Source organism: Gemmatimonadaceae bacterium (assembly GCA_020851035.1).
In the GTDB taxonomy this organism is placed as follows: Bacteria; Gemmatimonadota; Gemmatimonadetes; order Gemmatimonadales; family Gemmatimonadaceae; genus JACMLX01.
In genome coordinates, this window is the sequence record JADZDM010000025.1 from 39,700 (window position 1) to 65,081 (window position 25,382).

The 25,382-nt window shown below is 67.4% G+C and carries 20 protein-coding genes; 11 read left to right on the plus strand and 9 right to left on the minus strand.

What is annotated here, in order from left to right:
* Positions 1-6: 6 nt before the first annotated feature.
* The 5 genes from IT355_17560 (at position 7) to IT355_17580 (ending at position 5,272) form a co-directional block, all read left to right on the plus strand.
* On the plus strand, positions 7-696 hold the full coding sequence (locus IT355_17560; protein MCC7055084.1) for a CDP-alcohol phosphatidyltransferase family protein: 690 nt from the start codon (positions 7-9) through the stop codon (positions 694-696).
* A 480-nt stretch (positions 697-1,176) separates the two neighbouring features.
* The gene (locus tag IT355_17565) at positions 1,177-2,433 is read left to right on the plus strand and encodes a competence/damage-inducible protein A (protein MCC7055085.1); all 1,257 of its coding nucleotides are present in this window, start codon (positions 1,177-1,179) and stop codon (positions 2,431-2,433) included.
* Between the two features lie 459 nt (positions 2,434-2,892).
* Complete coding sequence (locus IT355_17570) at positions 2,893-3,432, plus strand: nucleotide exchange factor GrpE (GenBank protein ID MCC7055086.1); 540 nt, start codon at positions 2,893-2,895, stop codon at positions 3,430-3,432.
* A 44-nt stretch (positions 3,433-3,476) separates the two neighbouring features.
* Entirely contained in the window at positions 3,477-4,619 is a 1,143-nt protein-coding gene (locus IT355_17575; protein MCC7055087.1) for a J domain-containing protein, read from the plus strand.
* A gap of 122 nt (positions 4,620-4,741) precedes the next feature.
* The gene (locus tag IT355_17580; GenBank protein ID MCC7055088.1) at positions 4,742-5,272 is read left to right on the plus strand and encodes an HD domain-containing protein; all 531 of its coding nucleotides are present in this window, start codon (positions 4,742-4,744) and stop codon (positions 5,270-5,272) included.
* 33 nt (positions 5,273-5,305) lie between these two features.
* On the opposite strand, the gene IT355_17585 is transcribed toward IT355_17580, so the two are convergent.
* Entirely contained in the window at positions 5,306-5,740 is a 435-nt protein-coding gene (locus tag IT355_17585) for a CBS domain-containing protein (GenBank protein MCC7055089.1), read from the minus strand.
* A 220-nt stretch (positions 5,741-5,960) separates the two neighbouring features.
* Between IT355_17585 and IT355_17590 the strand changes: the two genes are divergently transcribed.
* Together IT355_17590 and IT355_17595 are read left to right on the plus strand one after the other, a co-directional pair.
* Complete coding sequence (locus IT355_17590; protein ID MCC7055090.1) at positions 5,961-7,025, plus strand: histidine kinase; 1,065 nt, start codon at positions 5,961-5,963, stop codon at positions 7,023-7,025.
* Positions 7,022-7,798, plus strand: a complete 777-nt coding sequence (locus tag IT355_17595; protein MCC7055091.1) for a response regulator transcription factor — start codon at positions 7,022-7,024, stop codon at positions 7,796-7,798. The genes IT355_17590 and IT355_17595 overlap by 4 nt, the downstream gene beginning before the upstream one ends.
* Here the strand turns inward: IT355_17595 and IT355_17600 are convergent.
* The 4 genes from IT355_17600 to IT355_17615 all read right to left on the minus strand — a co-directional run bounded on the left by IT355_17600 (position 7,762) and on the right by IT355_17615 (position 13,973).
* Complete coding sequence (locus IT355_17600; protein ID MCC7055092.1) at positions 7,762-9,138, minus strand: amidohydrolase family protein; 1,377 nt, start codon at positions 9,136-9,138, stop codon at positions 7,762-7,764. The genes IT355_17595 and IT355_17600 overlap by 37 nt on opposite strands.
* Before the next feature lie 218 nt (positions 9,139-9,356).
* On the minus strand, positions 9,357-10,073 hold the full coding sequence (locus IT355_17605; protein MCC7055093.1) for a PEP-CTERM sorting domain-containing protein: 717 nt from the start codon (positions 10,071-10,073) through the stop codon (positions 9,357-9,359).
* A 143-nt stretch (positions 10,074-10,216) separates the two neighbouring features.
* Positions 10,217-13,408, minus strand: a complete 3,192-nt coding sequence (locus IT355_17610) for a protein kinase (GenBank protein MCC7055094.1) — start codon at positions 13,406-13,408, stop codon at positions 10,217-10,219.
* A gap of 13 nt (positions 13,409-13,421) precedes the next feature.
* Entirely contained in the window at positions 13,422-13,973 is a 552-nt protein-coding gene (locus tag IT355_17615) for a sigma-70 family RNA polymerase sigma factor (GenBank protein ID MCC7055095.1), read from the minus strand.
* Positions 13,974-14,494: 521 nt separating this feature from the next.
* Between IT355_17615 and IT355_17620 the strand changes: the two genes are divergently transcribed.
* Positions 14,495-15,073 carry a Uma2 family endonuclease gene (locus IT355_17620; protein ID MCC7055096.1) on the plus strand — a complete coding sequence of 193 codons (579 nt, stop codon included), beginning with the start codon at positions 14,495-14,497 and terminating at the stop codon, positions 15,071-15,073.
* Positions 15,074-15,176: 103 nt separating this feature from the next.
* Here the strand turns inward: IT355_17620 and IT355_17625 are convergent, their stop codons facing one another.
* The 4 genes from IT355_17625 to IT355_17640 all read right to left on the minus strand — a co-directional run bounded on the left by IT355_17625 (position 15,177) and on the right by IT355_17640 (position 19,747).
* Complete coding sequence (locus IT355_17625; protein ID MCC7055097.1) at positions 15,177-15,341, minus strand: hypothetical protein; 165 nt, start codon at positions 15,339-15,341, stop codon at positions 15,177-15,179.
* Positions 15,342-15,353: 12 nt separating this feature from the next.
* Entirely contained in the window at positions 15,354-18,557 is a 3,204-nt protein-coding gene (locus tag IT355_17630) for a hypothetical protein (protein ID MCC7055098.1), read from the minus strand.
* 326 nt (positions 18,558-18,883) lie between these two features.
* The gene (locus tag IT355_17635; protein ID MCC7055099.1) at positions 18,884-19,360 is read right to left on the minus strand and encodes a hypothetical protein; all 477 of its coding nucleotides are present in this window, start codon (positions 19,358-19,360) and stop codon (positions 18,884-18,886) included.
* A gap of 42 nt (positions 19,361-19,402) precedes the next feature.
* Positions 19,403-19,747: a methyltransferase domain-containing protein gene (locus IT355_17640; protein ID MCC7055100.1), complete on the minus strand. Its 345-nt coding sequence runs from the start codon at positions 19,745-19,747 to the stop codon at positions 19,403-19,405.
* Between the two features lie 1,657 nt (positions 19,748-21,404).
* Between IT355_17640 and IT355_17645 the strand changes: the two genes are divergently transcribed.
* From IT355_17645 to IT355_17655, 3 genes are all read left to right on the plus strand, one after another.
* Positions 21,405-21,632 carry a hypothetical protein gene (locus tag IT355_17645; GenBank protein ID MCC7055101.1) on the plus strand — a complete coding sequence of 76 codons (228 nt, stop codon included), beginning with the start codon at positions 21,405-21,407 and terminating at the stop codon, positions 21,630-21,632.
* 867 nt (positions 21,633-22,499) lie between these two features.
* The gene (locus tag IT355_17650) at positions 22,500-24,668 is read left to right on the plus strand and encodes a hypothetical protein (GenBank protein MCC7055102.1); all 2,169 of its coding nucleotides are present in this window, start codon (positions 22,500-22,502) and stop codon (positions 24,666-24,668) included.
* On the plus strand, positions 24,665-25,372 hold the full coding sequence (locus tag IT355_17655) for an ABC transporter ATP-binding protein (GenBank protein ID MCC7055103.1): 708 nt from the start codon (positions 24,665-24,667) through the stop codon (positions 25,370-25,372). The genes IT355_17650 and IT355_17655 overlap by 4 nt, the downstream gene beginning before the upstream one ends.
* Positions 25,373-25,382 lie beyond the last annotated feature (10 nt).

Consider the following 25,382-nt stretch of genomic DNA (forward strand, 5'->3'; position numbering starts at 1 on the left):
TCCGCCGTGAACCTCCCGAACGCACTCACCGTCGGCAGGATCGCCATCACTCCCCTGGTGGCGGTGCTGCCGTTCGTGAATGGATCCACCGTGCGGGCGATTGCGTTCCTGCTCTTCGTCGTCGCGGCCGTCACCGATTATGTCGACGGCTACCTCGCGCGCCGCGACAACCAGATCACGACCCTCGGCAAGTGGCTCGATCCCCTCGCCGACAAGCTGCTCCTCGTCGGCACCTTCGCGCCGATGTACTGGCTCATGCGCGGCGCACCGATCCTGCAGCCTGCCGGCCACTCGATTCCCCCGGATGGCCGGTTTCCGTCGCTGCTGGCCTCGATGTGGGTGTCACTGCCACTCTGGGTCGTGATCGTGGTCCTCGGCCGCGAGGCGTTCATGACCGCCTTCCGCGAGGTCGCCAAGCGCCGCGGCGTGGTCATCTCCGCCATCGGCCCCGCCAAGTGGAAGACCACCTTCCAGAGCATCTGGATCGGCGCCGCCTACTGCTGGTTCTTCGCCGCCACGCTGGCGAAGGAGCAGGGGTGGGGCGGCGACTGGTGGGCCGCCTTCGCGCAGTTCAACGGCGCGGTCATCGCGCTCAGCATGGTCGCGGCGGTGGGCCTCACGCTCTGGTCGCTGGGCCTCTACGTCCAGCGCTACGGCAGCGTCATCGCGGCGCCGACGCGGAGTCACGCGGGCTGACCGGGCCTCCGTTCAAGGGGACGGGGATCTTGAGTTCAAGGGGACGGGGATCTTGAACCGGCGTGCGTTCAAGGGGACGGGGATCTTGAGTTCAAGGGGACGGGGATCTTGAACCGGCGTGCGTTCAAGGGGACGGGGATCTCGAGTTCAAGGGGACGGAGATCTTGAACGGAGCGGTGGAGCGGTGCGGCTCGTGTGATTGCTGGTTCTCACGGAGGCACGGCGCCCACGGAGGACACGGAGGAACAGCGACAGTTTTTTCGGGAACTGCGCGTCCATGGCAGTGATCGCGGCGCGCCCGGGCTGTTCCATTCCTTCTCTGTCGGCGTTCTCCGTGTCCTCCGTGAGCGCCGTGCCTCCGTGGGAACGAGCGATCACAGGGGCCTCACCGACGCATCGATCCACCGCACCAAGCGTCCAATCCGTTCAACGGAACGGGGATCTCCGCGCCCGCGCGCATCACACCATCGTCACACCGCAATGAGCCAATCCGTCGAGATCGTCACCATCGGTGATGAGCTCTTGCTCGGTACGACCGTCGACACCAACGCCGTCTTCCTGGCGCGCGCCCTGGGCGAGATCGGCGTGCCGATCGCGCGCCGCGCCACGGTTGGGGATGATCCGGACGAGATCACCGACGCGGTGCGCCAGGCGCTCGAGCGCACCGGCGGGGTGATCACCACCGGCGGGCTCGGACCCACGGCCGACGACCTCACGCGCCCCGTGCTCGCGAAGCTGTTCGGCCGGGAACTGCGCGAGGATCCGGCGATCGTCGAGGCGCTGCACGCACTGTGGGCCTCGCGCGGACGGGGCGGACAGCTCCCGCCGTCCAACCTGCAGCAGGCGCTCGTGCCCTATGGCGCCGAGGTGCTCCACAATGCGCAGGGCACCGCGCCGGGCCTGAAGCTCACCGATGCTGCGGGGCGATGGGTGATCATGCTGCCCGGCGTCCCGCGCGAGCTGCGGCACATGACCACCACGCACATCGTGCCCTGGCTCGCCGCGCGCGGCACAGGCACCGTGCTGCGCTCGCGCACCGTGCGCACCACCAGCATCTCGGAGAGTGCGCTGGCCGAGAAGCTCGGCCCGCTGCGCCGCGAGGTGGAGGGACTGCCGCTGGCGTTCCTGCCCGGCCACGATGGCGTGGAGCTGCGGGTCACTGCGCGCGGGCTCGCAGCCGACGAGGCGGCGCAGCGCCTGGATGCCGCGGTGGCGTCCATCCGCGAGATGGTCGGCGTCCATGCCTACGCCACCGACGGCATGCCGATGGCGAAGGTCGTGCTCGACCTCTGCGAGGCGCATGGGGACACGATCGCGGTGGCTGAGAGCTGCACCGGCGGGCTGCTCGGGGCCCGGCTGACCGAGATTCCCGGATCCAGCCGGGTGGTGCTCGGTGGCGTGATCGCGTACTCGAACCAGGTGAAGGAGCAGGAGCTGCTGGTGTCGGCCGAGGACATCGACGTGCATGGCGCCGTGAGCGAGCCGGTGGCGATCCAGATGGCGCGCGGCGCGCGCGGGGTGACCGGTGCCACGATCGGTGTCGGCATCACGGGCGTCGCGGGCCCGGACGGCGGCACGGCCGACAAGCCCGTGGGGACGGTCTGGATCGCGATCGACGTGCGTGGGGAGGTCATGACGAACCGGGCCGTCTACATCGGGGACCGCGCTGAGGTCCGGCACCGGGCGAGTCAGGCCGCCATGGACCTCGTGCGGCGGGCGTTGCTGGCGGCGGGGTGAGCCGCCGGGGGCACGGGGTTCAAGGGGACGGGGATCTTGAACGGGAGCCCGTTCAAGGGGACGGGGATCCCGCGTTCAAGGGGACGGGGATCTTGAGCGGGAGCCCTTCAAGGGGACGGGGATCTCGAGTTCAAGGGGACGGGGATCTTGAACGGGAGCCCGTTCAAGGGGACGGGGATCTCGAGTTCAAGGGGACGGGGATCTTGAACGGGGGCCCGTTCAACGGGACGGGGATCGTGACCCGGGCCCGCTCCTCCGCCGCTCGCACCGATGTGCCTCGGCGCCGAATGACACATCGCGAACCGGGCTGCGTACATTTGACAGCCCGGCACCGCCGGCGCTCCCCCGTCCTGCCAGAGCGGCAGGGTCTGGCGGAACGCCGGTTGCACTGAGTGGGATCACACTCGCCAGAGCCTGCCTGCGCCGACCGTCGCGCGCCTGACCCTTAGGAGTCTCCTGATGGAAGAACACACCGCCGCCTCCGAGCCGATGCACGACGGGCTGACCGACCACTCCGCCGTCGAGACGCCCCTCCAGGCGGCCGAGATCGAGGCGCTGCGGGCGCAACTCGACACCGCCAATGACAAGTACCTGCGCCTGGCGGCCGAGTACGACAACTACCGCAAGCGGACGATGAAGGAGCGGATGGACGAGCGGGGCCGCGCCCAGGCCGACCTGGTCAAGCTCCTCATGGATCCGCTCGACGACCTCACGCGCTTCGCCAACGTCGACGTCACCAGCGCCAACGTGCCGATGATGGTCGAGGGCGCCGCCCTCGTCGCGCGCAAGGTCTTCAAGGAACTCAACGCCGGCGGCCTGACGGTCATCGACCCCGCCGACCAGGCCTTCGACCCGGCGATGCACGAGGCCGTCACCACCCAGCCCGCCGCCTCGCCCGAGCAGGACCACACCGTCGGCGCCGTCTACCAGGTGGGCTACATGTACAACGGCATGCTGCTCCGCCCGGCGCGCGTCGTCGTGCGGCAGTGGAACGGCTGAGCCGCCGCACCAGCGTGTCCACCCCTTCGCGCTGACGCGCGCCCATGGCCGCCCCGAACTCCGACTTCTACGCCACCCTCGGCGTCTCGTCCACCGCCACCGGCGACGAGATCAAGAAGCAGTACCGCCGCCTGGCGAAAAAGTATCATCCGGACTCCAACAAGTCCGACCCCAAGGCGGCCGAGCGCTTCAAGGAGATCTCCGAGGCGTACACCGTCCTCGGCGACGACGCGAAGCGCAAGCAGTACGACGACATGCGGAAGTACGGCGCGGCGTCGAGCTTCACCGATGCCTGGCGCAACGCCTCGTCCAGTGCGCGCCGTGATCCCGGCGCGGGCTACTCCAGCCAGCCCGGCGCGCAGCAGGGACAGCAGCGCTACGAGGACTTCGACATCGGCGGCATCGGTGGCCTGGGTGACCTGTTCGGCAGCGTCTTCGGCACCCGCAAGGGCCCGCGCGCACCGGAACGGGGACGGGACGTGGAGCTCACCGTCGAGATCCCGTTCCGCACCGCGGCCACAGGCGGCAAGGTGCCGGTGGAGCTGGACCTGGTCGAGGAATGCCCCGCCTGCAAGGGCAACGGGGCCGCGCCGGGCGCACAGGTCAAGATCTGCGACGAGTGCAAGGGGCGCGGCACCGTGAGTTTCGGACAGGGTGGCTTCGCCGTGCAGCGGCCGTGCCCTGCCTGCCTTGGCCGTGGCACCATCCCGAGCGAGAAGTGTGGGAGCTGCAACGGCGCCGGCCAGGTCCGCTCGCGTCGCAAGGTGAACATCACCGTGCCCGGCGGCGCCGAGAACGGCACCCGCGTCCGCCTCAAGGAACAGGGGGCGCGCGGCCAGGCCGGCGCGCCGACGGGTGACCTGATCATCACCTTCCAGGTCCTGCCCGACCGCAGCTACACGCGCGAGGGCCTCGACCTGGTCCTCGGCGTGCCGATCAACATCGCGCAGGCCACGCTCGGCTCGAAGATCCAGCTCAAGACGCTGCACGGCACCAAGGTCGCCCTGCGCATCCCCGGCGGCACGCCGAGTGGCAAGCGGTTCCGCGTGCGTGGGCAGGGGATCGAGAAGGAAGGGAAGCGCGGCGACCTGCTCGTGGACGTGGCGATCACCGTCCCCGAGACGCTGACCGAGGAGCAGGAGAAGCTGATGCGCGAGTTTGCCGAAGCCGGTGGGCTGAAGTTCTGAGCCGGAGCGACACCCCGTCGGCGTGGCAGGCGCACGCGGCTGCGATCGAGGCGTTCGCACACGAGACCGGCCTGCGGGCCGACGCCGCGCACGATGCGGCGCACTTGGCACGTGTGGTCGCCATGGCGCGGTCCATCGCCACCGAGGAGGGCGCCGACCTCGATGTCGTGATGCCCGCGGCGTGGCTGCATGACTGCGTGCACGTCGCCGTCACCTCGCCCGATCGGCCGCGCGCGTCGGTGATGGCGGGAGACATGGCCGTCACCTTCCTTCGCGACATCGGCTACGGTGACGTCGCGCTGCTGAACCGTGTGCACCATGCGATCGCGGCGCACAGCTTCAGCGCGCGGATCGCACCACTCACCGCCGAGGCGCGGGTGGTGCAGGACGCTGACCGGCTCGATGCCATCGGCGCGATCGGCATCGCACGCTGCCTGATGCTGGGTGGGCAGATGGGCCGCGTGTTGTATGACCCGGCCGACCCGTTCGCCGAGCACCGCGTGGCGAGTGATGCCGTGTCGAGCCTCGACCATTTCTACACCAAGCTGCTCACGCTCGCAGGCACGATGCAGACGGCGTCCGGCCGGCGCGAGGCGGACCGGCGCACGGCCGTCATGCAGCAGTGGCTGGACGCGTTGCGCCGCGAGATCTGACTGCGACGGCGCCGTGGCCGGCGGACGGCCGCGTCAGCGCACGTTGAAGACGTACTTCTCGAGCTGCTCGATCTGCGCCTCGGCTGCGGTGACCTCGAAGGCGAGGATGTCGCCCGAGGTGACCATGCCGACCAGCCCGCCTTCATGGAGCACCGGGAGGTGCCGGATGCGCCGGACGCTCATCATGGCGCGGCATTCCGGGATCTGCATGTCGGCCGTGATCGTCAGGCATTCGGTGGTCATCACGTCACCCACCAGCGTCGAGGCCGGATCGCGCTGGGCCGCCACCACGCGACGCATGATGTCGCGCTCGGTGAAGATGCCGGCGAGCCGGTCACCGTCCATCACCACCACGCCGCCGATCCCCCGTTCGTTCATCAGGTTGGCGGCGTCGAGCACGGTGTTGGCCGGCGTGACGGAGACGACCCCGGTGCCTTTCCTCGCGAGCAGATCCCGAACGATGGGCATGCCAAGTCCTCGTGAGCGAGTGAGGGGGGAGCATACCCGCGGGTACGGCGGGCCGCCATAGCCAGAACCGGGGAGGGCGCGAACATGAGAGGGCGCACACGGGTGCCGGCCGAGCCGGCCGCGACCGGGGCGTCGCGGTGTTCACCGGCCAGGACGGCTGGTTGACCGCCGCGAGAAGGCCGCGGCAGGCATCGTGGCTCGCCGGCACCAGATTCCGTTGATGGCGACAATTCCCCCTGTGCAGGCGGCGCGACCGTCCGTCCGCTTCGTGGTCGTGGTGGCCGTCATGGTGTGCACGGCCTACCTCTCGGTGTTCACCGCCGACGCGCACCAGGTCACCGTGAGCATCGTCCTCGATGCCGTGGCCAACACGCTGGCGCTCGCACTGGTGGCGCTGGGTGTGCGCTGGTTCACGGATCGGGTGCCGTGGTCACGGGCGGGTGCGTGGTGGTTCCTGCCCGTGCATGTTCTCGCGGCCCTCGCGGCCGCGCAGCTCTCCGTCTGGGCCACCGCGACCGCGCTCGGCCTCGCCACCTGGGTGCAGACGTCGCAGTTCACGCCCACCTGGCTCGGCGGGCGCGGGCTGCACTGGCAGTTGTTCACCGTGGTGTTCGGCTACGCCGCCGTGGCGGGGAGCTGCTATGCGCTGCAGGTGGCGGCTGACGCGCATGACGCCCGAAGCCTGCGACAGGAGGCGGAACTGGCCCGCCTGCGCGCACGCCTCGATCCGCACGTGCTCCTGAACACGCTGCATTCGCTGGTCGAACTGCTGCGCAGTGACGATGCGGCGGCCGAGGAGGCGATCGAGCGGTTCGGGCGCGTGGTGCGCTACGTGAGTGCGCCGCGCGACGCGGCCGGTGACCTCGTGCCGCTGCAGGACGAGTGGTCGCACCTCGAAGACTACCTGCACCTCGAGCAGCTGCGACTCGGTGACCGGCTGCAGGTCGTGCTGCGGCTCGACGACGCGGTGTCCGGCGTGCGGATTCCCGCCGGCTCGCTGCAACCGCTGGTGGAGAACGCCATCGTCCACGGGATCGGGCCGCGTCCCGGCCCTGGATGTGTGTCGGTGCATGCGACGCAGGACGGCCGCGACCTGCGCATCACGGTGGCCGACGACGGGGTGGGCACGACGGTCCCCGCGACGCCGGGATCGGGGAGCGGCCTGTCGCTGGTGCAGGCGCGGTTGCGGGCGTACTTCGGCACGCTCGGCAGCCTGCGCTGGGGGCCGGCCGCGGGTGGGCTGGGGTGGCAGGTGTCGCTGCGCTTGCCGGTCACGACGACATGACGGCCGACGTGTTGCGTGTGGCGATCGCCGAGGACGAGCCGCTGGCGCGACGCGCCCTGCGCCGGATGCTGCAGGAGGATCCCGCCGTCACACTGGTGGCGGAAGTGCACGACGTGCCGGCGCTTGCGGCGCTGCTGCGGACGACGCCGGCACTCGACGTGTTGTTCGCGGACGTCCGCATGCCTGGCGGGACGGTGTTCGACTGCCTGCCGCTGCTTTCGCCCGACATCCTCGTGGTGTTCACGACGGCGCACGCGGAGCATGCGGCAACCGCGTTCGACCTCGATGCGGTGGACTACCTGCGCAAGCCCTTCGGGGCACGGCGCGTGCACGAGGCGCTCGAGCGGATCCGGCGGCGGCGCCAGTCGATACCGGCGCGCACCGAGGCGGGTGGACACCTGCTCGTGCGCGTGGGTGTGCGTGACGTGCCGGTGCGGCTGGCGAGTGTGTGGCGCTTCGAGGGGGCGGATGACTGTGTGCGCGTGGTGACGGCCGATCGCACCTTGCTGCATTCGACCACGCTGCACGAACTCGAGCGCGCGCTGGCGTCGGAGGGTTTCCTGCGTATCCACCGCCGGCACCTCGTGAACACCGGCGCGATCCGGGCGCTGGTGCCGCACGATGCGCACCGGCTCGCAATTGAACTGCCCAACGGCAAGCGTGTCGTCGCCAGCCGTCGTGGCACGGCAGTGCTGCGCGCGTGGTCGCGCAGTGCGGCGGGCCGTGGCGGCGCGGATCAGCCGGGTGGTGGTGCCGGTGGCACGCGTAGTTGAACGCCCTGCTTGAAACGTTCCTGGATGTCCAGCAGGCATGACTCGCGTGCCAGGGGATTGCAGCCGAGGATCAGGAAGCTCGCCTCGTAGCCCGGGCGCAGCACACCGATGCGCCGGCCGGGGAAGATGGCCTGCGGCGTGGTCACGGCGCGCAGCCGGAGCAGGCTCGCCGCGTCGCCTCGCAGCACCTCGTTCAACGCCGTCGCGTCACGCACGATGATGTCGGCGTCGGAGTACGTGTCGGACCCGGTGATGAGCCGCGCCCCGAAGCGCTGCAGCAGGCGGATGTTCGCCTCGAACACCGTGCGCACGCGCCGTTGCGCTGCCGTGTCGCGCGCGCCGCCGCGGGCGAGCCCGATGGTGGTCACGACAGGGATGCCTGAACGGCCGATGCGGCGGGCCAGCGCCTCCGAGAGCCGGTAGCGATCGAGCGTGCTGTCCGCCGCGCTGCCCGCGCCGTAGCCCGGCACGTGTGCGAGTCCGTCGATGCCGCCGTCCATCGCGAGCTGCGCATCGTACGCCGTCTCGACGTGGGCCCAGACCCGGCGCCCCATGGCGTGGGCGGAATCGACCAGCGGGCGCACGACTTCGGTGGCGAGGCCGTAGCTGCCCGCTGCGGTGGAGTCGGTGGCGATGGTGCGACGATGTTCGGTGTCGAGCAGCATCAGCTTGAGGATCGGCACCGTGTCGCGTCGCAGCCGTCGCACGAGCGCCGGCAACTGCGGCAGGCTGTCGAGGGTGAGGTAGACGTCACCTTCCCGCGCGCGGCTCCGCGCCGCCTGCAGCCGCTGGGCCGGCTCGGCCGGGAAGGGCATGCGGAAGAGACCGAGCGATTCGTAGAGCAGCTGCGGGTGCCCGCCGTACGCGGTGATGGGCGTATTCGCGAACACCGCATCCAGACCGGCCGGCGTGTTCACCTCGGCCAGGATCTCGCGTCGTCCGGCGCGGCTGTTGCCAAGCACCTGCACGTAGAAGACGCCACCACGGAGGTACATGTCGCGGATGGTGGCGAAGTTGAAGCGGGCGTCTGGGCTGTGCGTGTGCGCGTCAGCGTAGGGCGGCACCACGAAGCGGCCCTGCATGGGGACGACGCTGTCGGCGGGCTGTCGGGGTCGGGTGACGAACAGTCCGTTGCGGACGAAGCGGGAGCCTGTGGTGAACGTCACACCGTCGAACCAGCGGGCGTTGCGGTATTCGGTGGTGCGGGTGGTGCGGGTGGTGTCAGGTGCGGCCTGCGCGCCGGCGGGGAGTGCCGGGAGGGCCGGGAGGGCCAGGAGGGCGAGCAGCAGGAGCAGTCGCAGGCGCAGGCGCAGGCGTCGGGCGAGGGTGTGCGAGGGCATGCCGGAAGCTGGACGCGCGCGCGGTCCGGCGCCGGTGGGGGCGGTGGCCGGCGCCGGTCAGGGGGCCAGTTGGTCCGGTGGGTGGGCATCGCATTGGACCATCTCTGGCCCCATGACGCGCGTGCAGACCGCACTGACTCAACGGAACGTGACGGAATGTGTATGGCTGTTCGCCAGTGACGACGTCACGACGGTGCGGGTGCCCGCCTTGATCGCCATCACCTGCTCGGACAGCACCGGCACGACGTGGGTGTGCGTCGCGTCGCCACCGAACGACAGCGACACGTCGGCGCCGGCACCGACGTGCCCCGACGCCGGCGCAGCCGCACCACGCCGAGCAGCCCCAATCCGGTTCCCAGCAGTGCGTACGTCGACGGTTCAGGGACGACGTCCATCGACTCGACGCGGATCGTCAGCGTCCCGCTCCCCCACGTGCCGTCCGGCGCGTTCGTGAAGTCGTCCAGTGTCTCGAAGAACTCGAACTGCAGCAGGCCATCGCCCAGCACGGAGAAGTCGGCGCCGGCCAGCACCAGGTCGAGCACACCGCCGGAATCGTAGCTCTTCGTCCCGGAGAAGGTGTCCAGTTCATCACCCACGAGGCCGAGCAATGCCGTGGCCGACGATCCGATCGCCACGTTCATGTGCGCGAGGAAGCTCGGCGCCGTCGCGGTCTGCGTGAAGCTCCAGCCCAGTCCAACGACGCGGGCGTTGGCACCCACGTTCAGCGTCCGGCGGACGTTCATCGGGTCACTGAACAATCCCCAGCTCTGGATGCCGCTCACGTCGAGGACGAAGTCCGTGGTGGTGGCCAGCGCGGCGGGCGGCACCGGTGGTGCAGGCGTGGATGCCTGTGCGGCGGCAACCGGTGCAACGGCCACCAGTGCGAGTGCGGCATGGACGACTGCGCTGCGAATGCCGGCGATCTTCGGGTGCATGGATCGACCTCGGGGGAGAGAGGGAGAGTGGCGAGCGCTGGATGCTCCCTCTCTCTCGCCGAATCCGTCCGGAAGCGGAAATGCCCGGCGCGCTGGCCCGAGCGGGCTCGACTATGGCAAGCGCGAGCCCGACGTCCCGACTCTCAGCGCGCTCCTGCGGCCTGCAGCCGGGCGACGCGCGAGCGCACCTCGGCGGCTCGCGCCGCGACCGGCGGATCGGCGCCGTCCCACAGGCGCAGCAGCTGCCCGTAGGCCGCGATCGCAGCCGGCCGGTCCCCACGAGTCTCATGGCTCTCGCCCAGTCGCCAGAGCACATGCGCGAGCCAGACCGGGTCGCTCGTGCCATACATCTTGTCCACGGTCCGGTAGCGCCGGTACCGCTCGTAGTACGTCGCCGCGGAATCGAACCGCGCGGCTGCGAAGTGTGCGTCCGCGGCAATGGCGTCGAGCCGGTCGGCCGACAGGCCGCTGCCGCCGGCCTGCTGTTGCCGCAGCAGCGTGAGCGCACTGTCCGGGTGCCCCGCGACCGTCGCGATGATCGCCCGCAGCGGCCGGATCAGGCCTGCGAAGCTCCGACGCGCCACGGTGTCGCGCAGCCGTTCCATCGAGTCCACCATCGCCCCGGCAAGGACCGGTCGCTTGGCAAACGCGTATCCGAGGGCAAGCGGGTAGTACGGACGATCCATCTCAGGCACCTGGTCCAGCGCATACCGCCGCCTCGCGCGCTCGATCACGGCGAGCGCCGAGTCGGGCTGGTCGAGCACACGCGCCAGCACGATGGCCTCGGAGGTTGCGTCCTCGAGCGCGAGCTGCGCCGGGGGGCTCCCGCTCATGGCGGCAGACTTCGCGCCGAGCGACGATGCGAGCGCCAGCTTGCCGCGCGTGGATGCGATCGCATTGCCGTTGATCAGTCCCATGAACTGTGCCGCGGGATTCCGGTCCTCGAGCTGCTGCTGCGCGACGCGTTCCGCCGCCGCGTAGTCACCGCGCAGCCACGGCAGCATCGGCTGCAGCGTGAGCAGGCGGGGCGAGAGCATGCCGGCGCGCATCGCCTGCGCCAGCCGGCCCTCCGCCTCCGCATCGCGCCCCTGCATGGCGAGCGCCGCGATCAGTGTCGCGGTCTCGTCGGCATCGAGCGAGTCGCGTGCTTCCGACGCCTGCAGCAGCTGCACGGCGCCGGCGTGGTCGTCCACGAACATCCGGAGCATCGCGAGCGGGCCGCGCACGCTGCCGGTGTCGCCGTAGATCATCGCCTGCCGATAGTACCGCTCTGCGGCCGCCGGATCGGCGCCGGCGCCGATGCCGAAGTGCTGTGCGGCCACGAACGCGGCTTCTGCCGGCGGCAGCTTGTCGCGCAGCCGGTAGGCCTGCGCGAGCGTCTGGGCCATGACGCTCCGAGGCGCACCCTCGGCGTACACCTCTGACAGCAGGACGTACGCCATCGCGAAGTTGCTGTCGAGCGCGATGGCCTCCTGCAGCAGCTGCATCGGGCGGGGGCTCCGCTCGCCACGCTGCAGAATTCCGCGCGCCTCGGAGTACTTCCGCAGCGCCTCGGGCGAAGTCGTCGTCACCCGCGGGAGCGACGGCGTTCCTGACACCAGGTCCTGGCGCTCGCCGAGTGCGACGCGAAGCTGTCGCACCATCGTGTCGGCGACGCTGAGCAGCGCCGTCGGTTCCCTCAGCGCGTGCTGCACACGGGCCAGCTCGCGTCCTGAATCGGCCGTCACGGCGCGCAGGGAGAGCTGGTAGCCCGTGGCCGTGCTGCCGATGATGTCGCCGCTGATCACGGTGGCGATCCCCTCGCGCTGCGCGAGCTCCCGCGCCCTGGCCACGTCGAGGGGCGTGCCCGGCATCACGGCCATCCGCCGCATCGCGTTCATCACGCGACGGTCGGTGAGGATGCCCATGGCCGGCGACTGCGCCATCGCCGCGCGGATGGCGTCCGTGAACATCATCGCCAGCACGCTGTCGCCGGCCGGCGCATCGAAGTCAGCGAGCACCACCGTGGTGCGCGGTGCAGCCGGTACGGCGTCCGGGGCAGCGGACGTCGTCCGGTACCACAGCGTCGCGCTCGCGATCATGATGCATGACGCCAGCGCCAGCTGCGAGCGCCGGTACCACGACGGTGGAGTGACAGGCGGCTGTGCCGCGCCGGGTGCAGGGGCTGGTTCGGCGGCGGTTGACGCGGCGGTCGTCGACGCGGACGTCGTCGTAGCGGCGGGCGTTGACGCGGCAGCCGTGACCATCGGTGTCGGAAGCGGCGTGCGATTTGTCAGCGCATCCACCAGTTCCGCCGCCGTCGGCCGATCCGCGCTCACCTTCCGCAGGCAGCGCATGACGAGATCGGCGAGCAGCGGGTCAGCATGCGGCGCCTTCGACAGGAGCGGAACGGGCGTCTCGTGGAGATGGCGCGCCACGATCTCGGGCCCGGAGCCTCCGGTGAACGGTGGGCGCCCGGCGAGCAGTTCGTAGGCCAGGATGCCGAACGCGTACACGTCCGCGCCAGCAGCCACGTTGGCGTCGCCGAGTACCTGCTCGGGCGCCATGTACGCGGGAGTGCCGATGGCGATGCCGGTGACAGTGTGCACCGTCTCGGGCAGCTCCGGCGTCGAGGCGGAGAGCGCCTTCGCGATGCCGAAGTCGGCCACCATCGCGCGGCCGTCGTCGGCCAGCAGGACGTTGTCCGGCTTGATGTCGCGATGCACCACACCCTGTGCATGGGCGAACGCGAGGGCGCTCGCGACTTCCTGCAGGATGCGGTGGGACACCTCGGGCGCCGGCGGCCCGCCCGCCTCGAGTTTCCGTCGCAGCGATCCGCCGGACACCAGCGGCATCACGTAGTACGCGTGGCCGTCAGCCTGCCCCGCGTCATACAGCGGAATGATGTTGGGGTGCGACAGGTTCGCCGCGATGCGCACTTCGCGCAGGAAGCGGTCGCGGCCCGACGCGGACGCCAGGTGGCTGTGCAGCACCTTCACGGCGACGTCGCGTCGCGTGGTCGGGTCGTGCGCGCGGTACACGGTCGCGGCGCCGCCCGCCCCCAGCGCTTCGTGCATGACGTACCGCGCCCCGATGCTGGGAGGCACCGGCCGCGCGTCCGGGAGCAGGGCAGGGAACTGCTCGGCCGCGGTCGAGTCCAGCAGGTCACCGCTGGACAGGGCGTGCGCCAGCAGGGCGTTCACGTCGGCCGCCAGTTCCGGCTGGTCACTGCACTGCTGTGCGATGTAGGCGTCGCGCGCGTGGGGCGGCAGGTCGAGCACCGCCTCCAGGATCGGGGCCGCGAGCCGCCAGCGTTCCGGGGTGATCGACGCGCCTGAGCCATCACTCGCAATCATGTCGGGCCTCCGGTCAGTGGGTCAGCCAGGTGCGCAGCAGTGCCCGCGCCTTCACCCAGTCCGACCGGATGGTGCGCGACGTGACGCCGAGTGCGAGCGCCGTCTCCTCCTCGGTCAGTCCGCCGAAGAACCGGCAGACGACCACGCGCTCGAGGCGCGGGTCGAAGCGCTCGAGCCGGTCGATAGCGTCATCGAGCGCGATCGCCATCTCGCACTGGGCGTCCACGGACGCCATCTCGTCGTCGAGTGTGACCTGCAGTGCCGCGCCGCCGCGCTTGTCGCGCAGGTGTGCGCGGGCCTTGTCGAGCATGATCTGGCGCATGGCGGCGGAGGCCAGCGCGTAGAAGTGGCTGCGGCTGGTGACGTCGAGACCGCCCTCGTGGAAGAGCTTGAGGTACATCTCGTGGACGAGCGAGGTGGCGCCGATCTGGGCGTGCTCGGGTCGGACGCGGCGTGCGGCGATGCGGTGGAGGGCGTCGTAGACCAGGGGCATGACGCGGGCGGCGGCGGCGGCGTCGCCGGCGTTGGCCTTCAGGAGCAGGTCGGTGATTGCCTCGTCGTCCATGGCGGCGGGGGCGGCTCGGGTCGGGGGCCAGCGCGGGGGCTATGGGCGGGGTGGGTCAAATTGGCTGCGCGGAATCGGGGGGCGCAACCACACCGGGGCCGTTCACGAGAACTGGTACGTTTTGGAGCGCAGGCGCCCGGCGCTTGCCAGGGCAGGTAGGTCCCACCACGCCGGCATCGCGGGCTTTCGGTGACACTGCACTCATTGCTCTGATTTGATTCGACCGGTGACAGCCGGGACAGGTGTGGAACTGCCGCACATCCGGGCGCGGACGCCGCGTCGTCGGTGCGGTGTCGTCAGTGGCAACTGACGCGGGCTGCGGCGACGACTGGCACCGACCTGATCCTTCAGCTGCAATGAGTGCACTGTCACCGATTTGTATGCAATGCGTACACTGTCACAGATTTGCCCGGCGTGCGTGAAAATGGTGACGCATCCAGGGGGCCGCGGACGTACGTTCGGGCCGACGGACCTCGGCGCTCGTGGCGAGCGCGATGCACGTCACCCCGTGGAGCGGAGCCATGGCGCGATTCGTGTACATGACGTCAGAGCAGCTCGCGCTGCATCCAGTGCCGCACAAGCGCACGGAACTGGTGCGCGGGCGATTGGTGGTGCGGGAACCTGCGAAGCGGCGGCACGGGGCGGTGGCGGCGCGGGTGCTGACCGCCATCGGCACCTACCTCGAGACCAACCCCATCGGCGAGGTGTACGGTGCGGAGACGGGCTTCACGCTGTTCCGGCACCCTGACACCGTGCGCGCCCCGGATGCCGCGTACCTGCGGACCGATCGCATACCGACGGAGGAGTGCGTCGGCTTCGACGAAGTTGCGCCCGACCTGGTGGTCGAGGTGCTCTCACCCGGCGATCGGACGCGGATGGTGCAGGCAAAGGTGGCCGACTGGCTGCGGGCCGGGACGCGCCTCGTGTGGCTGATCGATCCGCGGCGGCGGGCGGGGGCGGTGCACCGGGCTGATGGATCCGTGACGGTGCTCACCGAGGGAGACGCATTCCACGGCGAGGACGTGCTGCCGGGGTTCAGCGTGTCGCTGCAACGTCTCCTGGCTCGGCCGGGTGGATTGCGGGACAGTCCGGACGGGTGACGCGGTGGGGTTTCGGTGACAGTGCACGCATTGCACTGATTCGGTTGGACCGCGGATCATTCGGCTGCAATGAGTGCACTGTCACCGGTTTGCACTGTTTCGCTCAGCGGCGCGCCGAATCACGCACGGACAGCAGCCGCACCGGCCCGAGAAGCCCGGAGGGCAAGAGCGGTGTCCCGGCCGTGAGTTCGTTCGCCGAGGTGAAGCCGCCACCGTTCGGCGCGTTGGTCCATGCACGCTTCGTCGCGCCGGGCTGCAGGTCGCCCACGAAGCGGTTCTGTCAGGTGTTGGCCACGACCACTTCCAACCGGTTGCTCCCCGCCGCGAGCACCGCCGAGACGTCCACCCGGTACGGCGGCGCCCACGTCGTGCCGGCCACCTTGCCGTTCACACGCACGTCGGCCACGTCGCCGATGCGCCCGAGGTCGAGCACGATCCGCTCGCCACTCGAGAGCCACTCGGCGGGTACTTCGAGCGTGCGCTCGTACGTCGCGACACCGGAGAAGTAGCGGATCTCCGGCTCGCTGCGTTCGGTCCAGGAGCCGCTCGTCGTCGTGATGGAGGCAGGTGTGCCGGCATCGGCCGGAAAGCGCAGCGTCCAGTCCCCGTCGATCGTGGCGAGCGTACGCTCGCGCGCGGGTTCGAGCGTGGACGCCGTCGCGGTGGTGGGCTGCCGGAAGACCACAAAGGTCGAGGCGTACTGAGACAACGCGACCTCCACGTGCGTGACGCCGCCGTCCATGCGGAACGCGGTGGGGAGCGTGCGACCGCTCACCGCATCCCACAGTTCAGGGGTGCGACCGGTAGTGCGGAACGCAATCGAGGTGGCGATGTCCTGGTCGCCCTGGTTGGTCACGAAGTAGATGTCGCCGTCCGGCACGCGTCGGTGGGCGAACCGCAGGTTGGCGCGCGTGGCGATGGTGTCGTATGCGAAGTCCGCGGCAACGAGTTCGCTCCGTAGTACTTCGGCGACGTCGGTGGTGCGGTACACACGCCCCCGTCCCACGGCGCGCGGTGCCGAGCCGTTTGGCCACATGGCATCGGCGATAGCGCGCACCGCCTTGCTGTCGGAGGTGAGTGACGGCGACGCGAGCGGCTTCGGTCCTGCGACGATCGCGCCCGCCATCACGAGCTCGCGCAGCTTCGTGATGAGCGGCAGCGTCATCCGATCCAGCCCGCGCGGCAGGACGAGCACCCGATAGCTGGCGCCGCCGGGAAAGTTGATGCGCCCTCCCTCCCCATGCGCGAGCCGAAGGAGTGCGTCGGCATTCACGTAGTCAAAGCCGTGTTCGCGCAGGTCGGCCGGGTCGCGCGCATCGCGATACGGCACGCCCGACGGCGCCCCCTCGCCATAGAAGTAGAGCACATCGGCGACCGGCGCGCCCTGCTGCAGCAGGAACGAGCTCCGCGCGAGGTAGTCGATCCACGGGCGCGCCATCTCCCCCCAGGTCTCGTGCCGGGTGAACACCTGCGAGAAGGGGCCGAGCGTGAGGCCGGGCTTGTGGGTGTCGTCGGGCTGGTGTGGCGATGCGTGCAGCACGAGGCGGTTCACGCCCATCGCCAGGTACTTGTCCACCACCCACTTGAGTTTCAACGGCGTCTGCGACCATTGCGGCAGCGATGACGTCAGCGCCTCGGCGGCGACGAGCGGCTTGCCGTACACGTGCGCCGTCGAACGCGTCTCGATGATGTCGGCGGGGAACTCCATCGACGGTGCCCCCTGGAAGGCGGCAGGCAAGCCTCCGAAGGGCATCGCCCAGAACTCCCCCATCGGGATGTCGGTGCGGCTCTTCGCCTGCATCCCGTCCGCGACAGTCGGCCACGCGGCTCCCGTCGCCTCGCCGTAGTAGCCAAGCCCATGCTCGCGGGCGAACGCGGTGATCGTGCCGTAGTGATTCTCGGCGACGAGGTCGGCGAGCGTGCGACGGAAGTCCCAGAGAAAGGCGTCACTGCGCTCGGCGTTGTCCACCACGCGGCCGGCCAGCACAGGGAGGAAGCGCGTGGCGTCGTAGCCGCGTCGCGCGCGAAACTCGGCGAGCATGCGCGCGGTCCAGTTCTCCTGGCCCGCCTCCCAGCTGTCGGTGAGCAGGTAGCGCAGCCCCTTCGCGCCAATCAGCCCATCGAGCGCCTGGGTGACCGGCTTCATGTAGGCATCGAGATGTGCACGGACCGCGAGTGGGTCGAACTTGTCCACCTCGGGTCCCGTCCCCTCTGGCGTGGCGGGATGGTTCTTCTCGCCGGTGAGCGACCAGCCCGTGCGCAGGATGATCCAGTCGCCGCTCGGGGGTGACCAGTCGAGGGTGCCGTCAGCGCGCAGATGGTCGCTCACGTCGATCACGCGGGCTGATGCGACGGCGTCCGCGGCGGCGACGCGCGGCGTATGGACGGCGTCGGCATCGGCCAGCACGCCGAAGCCGGCGCGGTCCTCGAACAGGTCCACGCGTGCGCCCGGCACCAGCGCCAGCTCGGCGACACGGAGCGCGGGTGGACCGAGTGTCGGCGACTCGGCGCGTTCGAAGACGACGCGGAAGTGGGCCGCGGTGGTCGCGGTGAAGGCGAAGGTGCGTTGGCGCGTGGCGTTGTGCGCCTGGTCGACGATGCGGCGCAGCGTGCGCCAGTGCGTGCCGTCGTCGCTCGCCTCGATGCGACCCTGAGGGCCGGTGGAGAATCGTCCGCCGAGTGGGCCGATGTAGGTCAGCGCACGCATCGTGCGGGGGGACGCGAAGTCGTAAGTGACGATCGTCGGCGCGGCGGGCGTCGGGACGGGGAGCGCGAGGTACTCGAGCACGTCGCCATCGACGAGCTGCGCGGTGTTTGCGGCGCTTCCATTCACCTGCACGCGCGGCGCGAGGGATGCCAGCGGCACGTCGCCGTGAGAGGCAGGGAACGCGAGCACCGCCACGTCGCGCGAGAGGTGGACGCCGTCGGGCTCGCGATTGCCGCCCCAGTCGTAGCGCGGGATTCCCTGGAACGGCCCGGGCATCTCGGGCAGGGGAGGGAGCTTGCCGACCGGGCGTCCGCCGCGTGCGCGCAGTTCCGACCAGACGAACTTCTTCATGCCCATCTCGGGGGTGACCCATGGGCCCCCGGTTTCGCTCCAGCCGGGGGCGGCGGCCATGGAGAATTCGAGGCCGAGTCGATCGGCTTCCTGGGCGGCGAATCGGAGGTTCTGCTGCCATTCCTTGCTGAGGACAGTCACCCGTTGCGGGACGATCTGTGGTGCGCCCATGTCGCCGTCGAACATCATCGCGCCGGCGATGCCGATGCGCTGCATCCACTCAAGGTCTTTGGTGATGCCGGTGCGGGAGACGTTGCCGGAGAGCCAGTGCCACCAGACGCGGGGGCGGGCGGTTGGGGGGGGCGTGCGGAAGCCGGCGAGGAGGGTGTCGGTGCCGGGCGACGGTCGTGATTGCTCCTGTGCGCTCACTCCGACGGCTGCCAGCAGGGCAGGGATGATGAGCAGGGGGCGTACGGAGCCAGTCATCGATCACTCCACTTGCAGGGTCTTGCGAAGGGGTGGTTGCAAAGGATGTGGCCGGTGCGTGCAGCGAGCAAGGTCGGGCGTCATAAAGGGCCCGACAGCAGCAGCGCATGGTTGGAGCGCGCTGCGGTGTCGAGGCGTCAGCGAGCGAGCCTGCGCGCGGCGTTCGGTTTCGGTGACAATGCACTCATTGTACTGATTTGATTCGACCCGTGACAGCCTGTGCGGATGTAGACCTACCTGACATCCCGGCGTGGACGCTTCGTCGTCGGTACGGTGACGGCATTGGTAACCGGAGTCAGACGGAGCGGCGACTGTCGCCGAAATAGTCATTCGGCTGCAATGAGTGCGCTGTCACCGTTTGTCCGCAACGGTCTTCGAATGAGCGCGATGAGATGCGTCCCCGCATCGAGAGCCCCTGTCGCTGCCGTCGCCTCGACTTCCATATCGAGCAGTGCCGCCCACTTGGTCGAATCCGCATGAATCTCGTCGAACAGCGAGCCCCACACCGGCGATAGGCAGTTCGAGGCGGACAGCGCCAGCAGGTCCCACCCGGTGGCACCCAGGAGCTCACGCAGTTCGTCGGACCTGAACAGGTGACATTGGTGCCGCGAGCCATCTGCGGTCCCAAGGCGCAGTTCCCCCGTTGCCACGATCCGCGCATTCTCGGCGGCGTCCGTCGCGAAGACGCCCGGCAGCTTCTCGTGAATCGAGCCCCAGAGGCACATGACGCTCAGGAGCACATGTCCGCCGGGCCTGGTCACGCGGCACAATTCGCCCAGCGCTTCGCGGCGACGCTCGAACACGTAGCTGAGCGGGCCACCGTAACAGACGCCGGCATCGAAGCTCTAGTCATCGTAGCGAGAGAGATCGCACACATCCGCCTCGGTCCATTCGGTGACGGCGTTCGCGAACTCGTAGTCGGTGGCATACTTCCTGTTGAGCGCGAGTTGTACCGGCGACACATCGGCGACAGCGATCGACGCGCCGAGCGAGGCCAGACTTCGGGTGAAGCGCCCGGCACCCGCACCGATGTCGAGCACGCGTGCGCCCGCCGCGATGTACTGCCGCAGGTAGTGCGAATGGACCTGGAGCTTGACCTCCGCTGCAGGGCTCTCCTCGAGTCGCGTCCACTCGCGGCCGCCGAAATCATCGAAGTACTTCGCAACGGACGCGCGGCTGTATGACGTCACGGGATTGCCTCTGCTGATGTGCTTCCGGATTGAGTGCCGCGTCCTGGTGTTGCGAACTGGCTTGCGCTGCATTCAGCGGCAACGCCCTTCCGGAGGATGCGTCCGGCGGGCGGCGCGAGCAAGGGCACGATCCGCGCCCAGCGCCGCCTTGAAGGCTGCCACCCCAGGCTGAATGGTGACAGTGCATAGTGCACGGCTGAATGGTGACCGTACATAGTGCACCGAACGGCGGCGGCGATGGTCCTACCGATTGCGGATTTCTGGCCGTGTCATCAGATGGGACGGCGCGAGTGTGCACTGTCACCATTCGCTATAGGCATCGACCCGAGGCGCGATGGGTACCAACGCGCGAGTCGGTGAAATTCGGGGAGTCCCTGGGAGTCCGCGCCCGTTCTGCGCTGTTCCTACCGGCTCGGGAGCGTTCAGGGGCGGGCGACTCCCGCAACAACTCAGCGAAAACCATGCTGGGGTATACCCACGATCTCACCTTGGGAACTTGGGTGGGTTGCACACTCCGCGGGCACCGGACGCCAGCCTGGGATCCTCGATCTCAGCCGGCGCAAGCGGCGCCGCTGATGGGCGATCGGACAGGGGGCGCAAAGGCGTTGGCCCTCGCTTGACTGACGATCTCAACGTATATTCAATGGGTACGCGACGGACCCAATGAAACATTGATCTAGGAGTAGTGCGCGCAGCTTGATGCGCGCGGCTTCGCCGATGCCGACATTCTCTGAAGCCCTACGGTATGATTCGAGGCGCTTGGCTGCGCTCTCAGAATTGGTCCAATGTCTCACCACGCGTGGAGCCGGCGTTCCGGCACATCATTACATCGCCGGCACCTGCCTAGCCGAGGAGTCTGACTTAAGCGCTCGATGCTGGCAGGAGATTGCAGACACGTATCTGGCGCAGGGCCTGACAGATCTGGAGAAGACACTCACATCGGTTTTCCGTCGGCATCAGTTCAGCGGCGCCATCGACGGTACGATCCGAACCGCGTACGGACGGGCGATCCTTCATTCGACCCTCGTCGAAATGTGGTCATCTACGTGGCCGAAGTCTGAAGTTGAGCTTGTTGTCAAGAGCCTTCCATACCGAAGCCCTTCGGAAGCCAAAGCGACCTTGGCCAGCCAACCTTTGGGTCGCTTCGTGATGTGGAGCACATACTCCGAGCGAGACCCGGATGGCGATCCGTTCGAACCACGGAATCCGCCGGAGCAGCTAATCGACGACTTGGGCCTAAGGTTCGTGAGTAGAGACGTCTTCTATCTGTTCTGGTACTCGATTCCACCCTCGCTATCTGTGCATATCCCCACGATTGCAGACGCGTATGGCGGTGGGTTCTTCTTTCCGTTTAAGCCAGGTGGCCGAACTTTTCCGATTCGCTACGTGGACGTCCTGACTGGACGACCGGAGCGAGTGCACGCGCCGATTGCCGGTGACCAGATCACGAACAGCGTCGGAGTCGCTACGGTCGGTGTAGTCTGAGCGCAAGGCGTGCTTCGTTGCCTTCCATCACGTGCCGCCGCTTCTGCTCGCTCCGGACGCATGGGGTAGCGTGCCGCGGGCTCCTCCGCAACGGAAGTTCTGTACAATTCCCGGAGTCTGACGGCGCATTGCGAAGCTCGAAAGATCTGACTTCCTGTTCTCGGAGCGAGATATGAGCGAATCAGAGGGTTTGGCGAATGAAGTGTTCAAAGCGGAAATGGAGGCGACGATTCCTGAGTATGTTCTGACCGAAATGGATCGGGCCATACCCTCAGCGTCGCAGTTCGCTCGGATTGCCCCGAACTTTCAGCCAGCGGGACGCGGTCGTTGCCCGTTGCTGCTCGAGAATATGAAGCAGATCTACATCCTTTGGCAGCGCCCGACGGAGAGATCATTCTGAACTACACCGAGTCCATGAGACGCCTTGCGCAGGTGGCGCTCGGCGATCACGCGGCGCCCGATGGATCGAAGATCATGCGGATGCTCCTACTGCTGACGCGGCACCAGTTGGCGTCGCAGGTCTTCAACACCATCCGCGCGTCGCTCGACAATCAATCGCTCTTGCTCAAGGCCGGCACGGTTGTCAGTGCGCTGATCGTCAACTTTCAGAGTTCGACTGAAGGAGTTGCGCTGACACATGCTCCGTACATGAAGCCGCGGCGGAAAGGTGACAAGTGCTACTTCGGGGCAATGACTCCTTTCCTTCATGACAGGCGCGGGCTAGCTCACTCGGCGCCGACGACGGGCAACACGCAACTCAGCGAGTTGTCGCACGACCACGACAAAGGCTCCACGGCGACACAACTTAGTGGCAGGAGGCCTTTCGGCAGCGGTGTGAATCGGGCGATGATGACCGCCGATGGCCACGCACGGCCAACTGGGATCAGGTCAATCGCGCGCGATGCGGTGTCCGCTCGCGCTCAGAGCGGTTCTTCCGGTTGGCAGAACGGTTGTAGGGCTTATGGACAACGTGCTTTCGCGGACTCGACAAGTACTACGTACGGTGGGGCTCACGGACCTATCCTGAGCGATGCAGACCCAGTTCTGAGGGAAAGCATCGTCGCCGTAGGCATCATCTGGAGGCGAAACGCCGCCCGGCGGCGCTCGGCAGATCAGCACCGCGCGAGGCGGCCGCAACTCTTCTGTATCTGGAAATCCCAGCCGCAGTTGCGAACGAAGACGATCGTCTGGAGAATACCTCTTCACAGCTTCCCTGGGTAACGAAGTGGAAAAGAGAACACTAGATTGGGCTCAACTTGTCGAGCTTGTGAATACGCTTGATGGCCAACTCGACGAACTCGGCACACTGGTCGATGGTCTACTAGGCGATCGTATTGCTGTCTTCGATCAGAAGGACGGGCGGGTTCGAGCTGACGCCGTGTTTGATCGGCTCGTCCTGCAGGTGGAGTATCGATCGAGAGCCGCTCTGCTCGAACTGTTGTTCGATCAGGCAGTGGTAGAGTTCTCCCGCATTTTGTCGGGTGCTGAAGCCGAGTCGAATCGGATCCAGATTCTCTTCCGTCTTGGCACGGTGGTGGCGATGCAACCCCGAGCGTGCGCGCTCGGAGTGCGGGCCGCGAATCAGGTGCTTGTTGCTTCGCATCATCGATGGGACATTCGCGTTTCCGCAGCGCAGTTCTTGGTCGATGTGGACGCGGTTGGGAACGACATAAACTTCTGGCGTTCCTTGCCGGCATCCGGCGGTGAAAACGCTTGGAAGTTCGTGCCGACAGTTGCGCTCGCGCTCCTGAAGCAGTGGCCAGACGACTCATTCAGGTTTTTGGTAGAGTCCGCTGTTTCGGCCGGAGGCGAGGCGGCGCAGGAGATCCTAAGCTTCGTTCGATTCTTTGGCCGGCGAATTGGTGATCGCATCTCTCAGGGCGTCTATAGAGAGGTCGAACGGAGCCGATATGCAATGATGTCTCCACAACTCCGCGATGCCTTCGAGTTAATCGGACGAGGGGCTGGATGGAACCCAGGAGTTGGACTGACCATCGCGGCGTTACCGGTAGTCGCGCCCGGCGATACCATTGATCTATCGATACCAGTGGATCGACTCAATTCAAGCGCGGCGAGCAGAAACACCCGTCATGCAATGCTGTCAATGGTTAGTTCGTTGGCGCGCGTAAATGACAGCGCGACTGGATATCCACGACCGTTCTCCGACTCAATCGAGAGATCGGGCGCTTTCCGTTGGTTCAATCGACTTGGAGAAGCGGGTGTGTTCGGAGAGGGGGCGACGGAAGCAGACGTTCGAATGGGCCAACTAGACTTCGTCCGAGAGACAGTCCGACAAGATATCGACGATTCTCCCCCTTCTTCGACAGCATGTTCGGAGGGTGTGCTTCTCGAAAAGCTGAGGCACTTTGGCAAGTTTGACGATGCCGCTCGAGACGCAGCTAAGGCTCTGAAGGCGTGTGGGTTCACGGACCGGCCGTTTGTGTTCCTAAGCAGCGAGTACCACCAAGACCGCCTATTGATGTCGCTCGCGGTGGAAGCACTCCGCCGCCATGGACTGCTGGGTGCTAGTCTTATGCTGAGACGTTGGGATGCTACCTCATTCAGAATAGGCAGCAACATCGACGGTCACGTCATGATGCGCGCGCACGTGACCTCAAAACCAACGCGTTTCGGTATTTACCGATTCAATGGCATGAACGCTTTTGTGCGTGTTGACAAGATCCGCGAACTTCATCGTGACGAGCCGACGGAGGCATCGCAGGCGATCCTGGAAATCGTCGATTCCTTCGCGCCGAGCATGATATCACGAGAAACCGGCGCAGAGGTCGAACGACGGTGCTTACAGATCGGTGTCAAGGCGCGTGCTCAGCTGGCACTGAGGCTCGGAAGATTCGGTTCAAAGGGATCGGTGTTCGAGGAGATCAGGCCCGCTTTGTCAAGGATCGCAGAGGCGCCACAACGGCGGGAGCGAGTATCCGAGAGTGACGATGAGAGTTTTGTCGGGTTCATCAGGGGTGACGTCGGCGTCTACTGCGGCGGCGCAATAAATGCTCTGCTTGTCCGCACATGGTGGCAAGCTGCTGAGCCGCTCAACTTCTTGAAACTGTTGGGCCATGACGAGATTAGCGGCGGGTTGATATCAGGGCGGCGCCAAGACGGCGGCTCCCGCGCACATATTGAGAACTACTTGGACTTTGGTGGATTCGAGGCTAGTAGGCGAGCCTCAGCTGCGCAGCGTCACTTGACGACCCTGTTCCGAGATCTGGGGCGCTGTCTTTCGAAATGGGCAAAGGCTGTCCGTGGCCAATCGCGGCTGAACGGATTGTCCGAATCATGCTACGCCGCTCGTCAATTGCTGGCTCCAAACCGTGACTTCAATTTTGGACGCTACGCTTTCGTGACTAGTATCAAGGATCCTGCGACGTTAGTTCACGAGATCGACACCTTCGTCGAAGCCGGGGCAGCGCCGCAATGATCTCGTTCCGGAGCGTCGACTTCGCGTTCGGGAGGCGGCCCGTGCTGTCGGCGTTCAGCCTCGAATGCCATCCGGGCACGACTACTGCACTGCTAGGACCCTCGGGCTGCGGGAAAAGCACTCTCGTCCGGCTCGCATGCGGACTTCTGGCACCGCAAGCGGGGACCGTTCTTGCAGGTGAACGCAACGTCAAACTTGGAGACGTCAAGGGAGTCCTCTTTCAGGAGGACACGCTCCTGCCATGGCTCGGCGCATCGAAGAATGCGTGGTTTCCTAGGCGATATGATGGCCTGCAGAGGCCTGAAAAGTTGAGAGTGCTCTTCGACGAGTTCGGCCTCTCGGGTGCCGAAGCACTGTTGCCTCATGAACTCTCGATGGGAATGCGGAAGCGAGTCGAGCTGGTTCGCGCGTTGTGCGCTGACGATCGGTACCTTGTAGGTGACGAGCCGTTCTCAGCCTTAGATGTCCACCAGCGACATCGCCTTTGGTCTTTCTGGCGGAAGGAGATCGAGGAAACCGGTCGAGTGGCATTGCTCGTAAGCCACGACTTGGACGAGGCGTTGACTGTTGCCGACAGAATTTTGCTGCTATCGCCGGACGCACCGACTCGGATTCAACTCTCCGTGGCACGCGAGAACGGACGATTCCCAGGCGAGTTCCGCGAGAAGGTACTTGCGTTGATCCTCGGGCAGCGCGCAGTATGACTGCATCCCG

Bases quoted from the DNA above. Each gene is read 5' to 3' on its own strand.
- IT355_17565 (MCC7055085.1), top strand. From the start codon at position 1,177: ATGAGCCAATCCGTCGAGATCGTCACCATCGGTGATGAGCTCTTGCTC.
- IT355_17570 (MCC7055086.1), top strand. From the start codon at position 2,893: ATGGAAGAACACACCGCCGCCTCCGAGCCGATGCACGACGGGCTGACC.
- IT355_17575 (MCC7055087.1), top strand. From the start codon at position 3,477: ATGGCCGCCCCGAACTCCGACTTCTACGCCACCCTCGGCGTCTCGTCC.
- IT355_17580 (MCC7055088.1), top strand. From the start codon at position 4,742: ATGGCGCGGTCCATCGCCACCGAGGAGGGCGCCGACCTCGATGTCGTG.
- IT355_17585 (MCC7055089.1), bottom strand. From the start codon at position 5,740: ATGCCCATCGTTCGGGATCTGCTCGCGAGGAAAGGCACCGGGGTCGTC.
- IT355_17590 (MCC7055090.1), top strand. From the start codon at position 5,961: ATGGCGACAATTCCCCCTGTGCAGGCGGCGCGACCGTCCGTCCGCTTC.
- IT355_17595 (MCC7055091.1), top strand. From the start codon at position 7,022: ATGACGGCCGACGTGTTGCGTGTGGCGATCGCCGAGGACGAGCCGCTG.
- IT355_17600 (MCC7055092.1), bottom strand. From the start codon at position 9,138: ATGCCCTCGCACACCCTCGCCCGACGCCTGCGCCTGCGCCTGCGACTG.
- IT355_17605 (MCC7055093.1), bottom strand. From the start codon at position 10,073: ATGCACCCGAAGATCGCCGGCATTCGCAGCGCAGTCGTCCATGCCGCA.
- IT355_17610 (MCC7055094.1), bottom strand. From the start codon at position 13,408: ATGATTGCGAGTGATGGCTCAGGCGCGTCGATCACCCCGGAACGCTGG.
- IT355_17615 (MCC7055095.1), bottom strand. From the start codon at position 13,973: ATGGACGACGAGGCAATCACCGACCTGCTCCTGAAGGCCAACGCCGGC.
- IT355_17620 (MCC7055096.1), top strand. From the start codon at position 14,495: ATGGCGCGATTCGTGTACATGACGTCAGAGCAGCTCGCGCTGCATCCA.
- IT355_17630 (MCC7055098.1), bottom strand. From the start codon at position 18,557: ATGACTGGCTCCGTACGCCCCCTGCTCATCATCCCTGCCCTGCTGGCA.
- IT355_17645 (MCC7055101.1), top strand. From the start codon at position 21,405: ATGAGCGAATCAGAGGGTTTGGCGAATGAAGTGTTCAAAGCGGAAATG.
- IT355_17655 (MCC7055103.1), top strand. From the start codon at position 24,665: ATGATCTCGTTCCGGAGCGTCGACTTCGCGTTCGGGAGGCGGCCCGTG.